Below are 5,061 nucleotides of genomic sequence, written 5' to 3'. Positions count from 1 at the left end.
TCTTTTTCTCTGCTTTTCTCAACACCGAAACCGCCACGATAAATGATTGCGACGTTAAAACATGCATCACCACTTTTTAATTCACATGCCTGTTCGTAGTATTCTCTTGACTTTACGTCATCTGCTTTTACATCATTCCCATCACGATAGATAGTTCCCATAGACTCACATGCAGATTTTATACCTCTTACACATGATTTCTCAAGATACGGTATAGCTGCGATATAACTTTTATCCTTATAATAGTTATCACCCATAATATCACAAGCTCTATTTTCACCGAGTATACATGCTTTACGTATATAGCTCATACCCTCTTCTTTTATATCTTGTGCCTTCGCATTCGCACCTGTCACCATAGGCAGTGCAAACTCATAACATGCTGTTGCATTGTTATCACTACACAACACTTTTAAAGCCTCACTCTGTGATGCTGAAAGTGTAGATAAAATAAATAAGCTTAACGATACCATAATCTTTAACATGTTATTTTCCTTCTCTTTTTTCTTTGTCTTTTTTCATTGATTCAACCAAATGTATATTCTCATCTTCCATTTGTCTAAATGACTGTGTCATTCTCTCTTCTAATGCTTCACCATCTAATCCATCAGAAAGTGCTTTTTCATAATATGTTTTAAAATCTTTGTAAGGTGTAGCGCCGGAAGAGAGAATCATTTTCATCTCAACACCCGGGAAATAGTCCTCCCATGCTTCTGTAGCTGTTTTGAGCACTTTTTTATTATTAAAGTAAGAAACTCCCACAACGATCTGCATAGCAAATACAAGTAAGATAATATAAAATACAATCGCCTGTGCTATACCTAACGCCTTAAAAGATGCAGGGTTGAAAATGGCTGCATACATCGCAAACGGCAAAATGAAAAAAGCTAATTTGATCCACTTACTACTCAATCTTCCAAATTGTGAATTATCATAAATAAGTCTTTTTTTTATTTTATTATTGTTTTCTTTAAAAACGCTTTCTACGATAGTTTGAATTGTATATTGTTTTTCTTGCATGATTTTTCCTTGAGATATTGCAGATATTGCTATGAAAGTGTAGTAAAATTTAATAAACTAGAGATTAATAGCAGAAGAAATCACTTCTGCTATTTGAAGTGTGTTACAGATGATGCTTGATATATTCATCAATACTAAGAAGCACAATGATACCTAAAAAGGCTGCATTGATCTTCCAAAAGATCGCACGTGCGTCTGAAAGTTTAAACTCTCTTTTGAGTAATTGCATTGCGGTGATAAATGCCCAGACACCAAGTGCTGCAGAAAGGGCAACTGTAATATTTGAATAAACATTAAATGTATAGACCAAAAATACACCTGCTTGGATAGTGAGTACCAACCACACAAATGTGAGTCGTTGCAGTGTACCTTCTCCAAATAAACGCATGGCTGTTGGATAACCCCCATCTTTGTAGTCTCCGTGAAATAACATCACTAATAACCAAAAGTGAGGAACCTGCCATATGAAATAATAGACTGCTAACGCAATGAATTCCAACTCAAACAGTGAATGTCCTGCAACAAGCCATCCAATTGCTGGAGGAATAACACCTAGTATCGCACCTGGCACAACCGCAAGAGCAGACCTCTTTTTCAAAGGTGTATACATGATGTTATACCAAAGGAAGGCAAAAGCAAAAAAGTTTATACCCGTAAGCCCCAAAAGAGAATATATGAAGGCAAATGAAGTTAGGATCAAAATAACTGCTATGATTGTTCCTGTGCGAGGTGACATACGACCTGCAGCGATAGGACGATTCTTTGTTCGTTCCATCTTGGAATCTTCTCTATACTCTTGTACTTGATTAAGGGTAGAAACACCCATAGCTACTAAAAGCACAGAGAAGGTAGCAAGAAACATATCCAGACCAATCTCTCCCTTTGCCATGATGTAGGCAAAGAGTGCAGATAAACTTACTGCAAAGGAGAGAACAAACTTGGTAACAATAAAAAAATCTTTTATCATTATTTACCTGTTTGCATATATTTAACTAGTGTATCAAGCTCGTCTGCTGGAAGATTGAACGCTGGCATAATACCTGGGTAGAATCCTTCTGGAACATCTTTATCAGGGTTAGTAAGTGCATTTGCTAAATATTCTGCATCGTACTTAGAACCAATACCTTTAAGACCTGGACCAACTAATGTAGTATCTGTATCGATCGAGTGACAAGAAGCACATCCATTTTGTGCATATAGAGCTGCACCATCTTTAGGGAAGTTACCTTTTGGTGTATCTTCTGTGTTACCTTCAAACCATTTCTCATAATCAGCTTTTTCCATAACAACAATCTTAGAATACATATAAGAGTGATCAGTACCACAGTACTCAGCACACTCTACATCATATTCACCTACTCTGTTAGAATTGAACCATTGTTTTGTTGTACGTCCGGGAACAACATCTTCTTTCATACGGAAAGCAGGTACATAATATGCGTGAATTACATCATTTACTGGTGCAGTCATTTTTAAGATGATATTTGTATCCTTAGGTACATAAAGTGCAGAGATACCCATCGTACCCTCTTCAATCACTTGACCTTTATCATCCATTACTGGTTTTTTATACACACCACCAATTTTATGAACATATCCACTTGCATTTGCTGGGTATTCATACTTCCACTTCCATTTAGAACCTTCAACATCGATCACAATACTTTGTGACTCAGCGGGCATTGTTCTAAACATTTGCATAGTTGTATTACCGTAGTAAAAGAAAACCATAACTGCGATGATAGGTATGATCGTCCACGTTAACTCTAAACCAGTATGGTGAGTTAAAGTACCAATATCTTCATTTTTTACCTTATCTGCACGATACTTCCATGCAAAATAGAACATCGGTGCAACTACTGATAAAAATAGTGCAACTGAAATCCATACGTGCAGCCAAAACGCAAAATCCATATCTGCGTTAAAGCTTGATGCACTTGAACTAAATCCTTCTAATTTATTACTCATAAATAAAAACCCTCTTAGTGTGCTGCAGGAGCAGTGATATGACTTTCAGCTCCAAATTGGAAATTTGATACATCTATACCAATTACAATAATAAAGAAAACTGTTACAAGCGCTAATGCAAACCATACCATTGCTGTAATCAGTTTCTCACCTTTTAAGTGCATATAGTAGATAACAATTAAATATGCTTTCACTACTGCAATTAGCATTTGTGCCAAAAATGTTGAATGTGTCATAAACATATGTGGCTGTATAAATGTCACTGCTGTTAATAATAACAGTCCTACAAGTACTTTATAATATACTTTTTTCTCTTCTTGATAATTTATTCTTTTAGTGTCCACCTGTAACTCCTCCTGCTCCGATCATATAATAATAAGGGAATACAAATACCCAAATAAGGTGTACGATGTCCCAATATAGTGCGATATTCCAATATAAAATATAATGATCTGGTGTTACGTTACCGGCATTTATACGCTTAAGTAGCCATAACATAAGACCAATACCAATGATAATATGGACTCCATGAAGTCCCGTCATTGAAAAGTAAAGACCAAAGAATAATTTTTGACCAAATGGCAAAGTTGACTCAGGTAATAATTTATCATGAAGTAAGAAGATACCGTGATTATATTCCGCTCTCCACTCAAAACCTTTGATAACCAAGAATGCTGTTGCTAATATGATAGTTGCCCAAATCATAAGCTTGGCACCTTTTACATCACCGGCTCTCATTTTAAGTAACCCTAGACCCATTGTAAGTGCAGACACAAGTAGTATCACTGTGTTTGTACCACCAAGTAGTCTATTTAAAGATGCAGATGCATCTAAAAAATCTTGAGGATGTAATGCATTATAGTAAGCAAGGGCAAGGAACATTGCTCCAAACATCATTATTTCTGTAAGCATGAACAGCCAGAAACCTAGTTTCCCGCCGTAAAAATCACCTTGCCAACCTTGTACTTCATGTTGATTTCCATCACGATCTGTCGCGATCTCAGGTATGTATTCGTGTCCCATTAATCTATCCTTTGCATCGTTTCATAATTAAACTTGACCACTGGCTCACCATCTTTATATTCATATGGATCAAAATCAACATATGGCACCTTCGAGTGATTCTCTAGTGGTGGTGGTGATGTTGGCAAGTGCCACTCAAGTGTTGTAGCATTCCATGGGTTAGGTGTACTCGCTTCACCTTTTGTCCAACCTTTAAAGAATACCCAGAACATATAGATAAGACCAGCGATAAAGATCACTGCACCAACAAATGAAAGTTGGTGATAGATCTGGAACTCTGGGAGGTAGTCAAAATAACGTCTTGGCATACCATAATAACCGGCGATGAACATTGGGAACCATAATAGGTTGAATCCAATAAAGTTCAGGTAGAAAGCAATTTTTGCTTTACCTTCATCATACATTTTACCTGTAACAAGTGGGAACCAGTAGTGCATACCAGCAAACATCAAGAATACAACCCCACCAAGAATAGCGTAGTGAAAGTGTGCAACTGTATAGTAAGTATCTTGTAAGTGAATATCAAGACCGATCATAGTAATCGTAATACCAGTGATACCACCAATTGCAAATGTGATAATTGTTCCTAGTGCCCAGATCATTGGAGTTGAAAGAATGATCTTACCTTGATACATTGTAGCAATCCAGTCATAGAATTTAACCCCTGTTGGAATAGCAACAAAGAAAGTCAAGAATGAGAATACTGTTTTTGCGACATCTGACATACCAGATGTATAAAGGTGGTGACCCCATACAAGGTAACCAATACCTGCAATTGAAGCTGATGAAAGTGCAATCGTTCTATATCCGAATATCTCTTTTCTTGAGAAAGTAGGAATAATTTCAGACATAATACCAAATGCTGGAAGAATCATAAGATAAACAGCCGGGTGAGAATAGATCCAGAATAAGTGTTGGAACAATACAGGGTCTCCACCTTTAGCCGGATCAAAGATACCGATACCGAAATATTTTTCCAAGATAGCCAATACAAGTGTAATACCAACAACTGGTGTCGCAAGAAGCTGGATCCATGCCGTTGCGTAGATA

The 5,061-nt window shown here is 36.8% G+C and carries 7 protein-coding genes; all 7 read right to left on the bottom strand.

What is annotated here, in order from left to right:
- The coding region (locus ABYK33_RS13700; protein ID WP_373033839.1) for a tetratricopeptide repeat protein at positions 1-485 on the bottom strand (485 nt) is incomplete at its 3' end.
- A 1-nt stretch (position 486) separates the two neighbouring features.
- Complete coding sequence (locus ABYK33_RS13695; RefSeq protein WP_373033838.1) at positions 487-1,020, bottom strand: hypothetical protein; 534 nt, start codon at positions 1,018-1,020, stop codon at positions 487-489.
- A gap of 103 nt (positions 1,021-1,123) precedes the next feature.
- Positions 1,124-1,987, bottom strand: coding sequence for a protoheme IX farnesyltransferase (locus ABYK33_RS13690; RefSeq protein ID WP_373033837.1), 864 nt, complete (start codon positions 1,985-1,987; stop codon positions 1,124-1,126).
- Entirely contained in the window at positions 1,987-2,988 is a 1,002-nt protein-coding gene (gene coxB, locus ABYK33_RS13685; RefSeq protein WP_373033836.1) for a cytochrome c oxidase subunit II, read from the bottom strand. Before coxB ends, ABYK33_RS13690 begins: the two co-directional genes overlap by 1 nt.
- Positions 2,989-3,002: 14 nt before the next feature.
- Complete coding sequence (locus tag ABYK33_RS13680; protein WP_373033835.1) at positions 3,003-3,332, bottom strand: cytochrome C oxidase subunit IV family protein; 330 nt, start codon at positions 3,330-3,332, stop codon at positions 3,003-3,005.
- Positions 3,322-4,011, bottom strand: coding sequence for a cytochrome c oxidase subunit 3 (locus ABYK33_RS13675; protein WP_373033834.1), 690 nt, complete (start codon positions 4,009-4,011; stop codon positions 3,322-3,324). The genes ABYK33_RS13680 and ABYK33_RS13675 overlap by 11 nt, the downstream gene beginning before the upstream one ends.
- Positions 4,011-5,061, bottom strand: a 1,051-nt coding sequence (locus tag ABYK33_RS13670; protein ID WP_373033833.1) for a cbb3-type cytochrome c oxidase subunit I, incomplete at its 5' end; no start/stop codon positions are given. The genes ABYK33_RS13675 and ABYK33_RS13670, both read right to left, overlap by 1 nt.

It is taken from the genome of Sulfurovum sp. (assembly GCF_041562805.1).
Lineage (GTDB): Bacteria > Campylobacterota > Campylobacteria > Campylobacterales > Sulfurovaceae > Sulfurovum.
The sequence above is the reverse complement of the archived record's forward strand: the minus strand, read 5'-3'. Positions and strand labels throughout refer to the sequence as shown.

What these genes read in the sequence shown, in the direction of transcription:
- ABYK33_RS13695 (WP_373033838.1), bottom strand. Translation starts at nt 1,020, where the DNA reads ATGCAAGAAAAACAATATACAATTCAAACTATCGTAGAAAGCGTTTTT.
- ABYK33_RS13690 (WP_373033837.1), bottom strand. Translation starts at nt 1,987, where the DNA reads ATGATAAAAGATTTTTTTATTGTTACCAAGTTTGTTCTCTCCTTTGCA.
- coxB (WP_373033836.1), bottom strand. Translation starts at nt 2,988, where the DNA reads ATGAGTAATAAATTAGAAGGATTTAGTTCAAGTGCATCAAGCTTTAAC.
- ABYK33_RS13675 (WP_373033834.1), bottom strand. Translation starts at nt 4,011, where the DNA reads ATGGGACACGAATACATACCTGAGATCGCGACAGATCGTGATGGAAAT.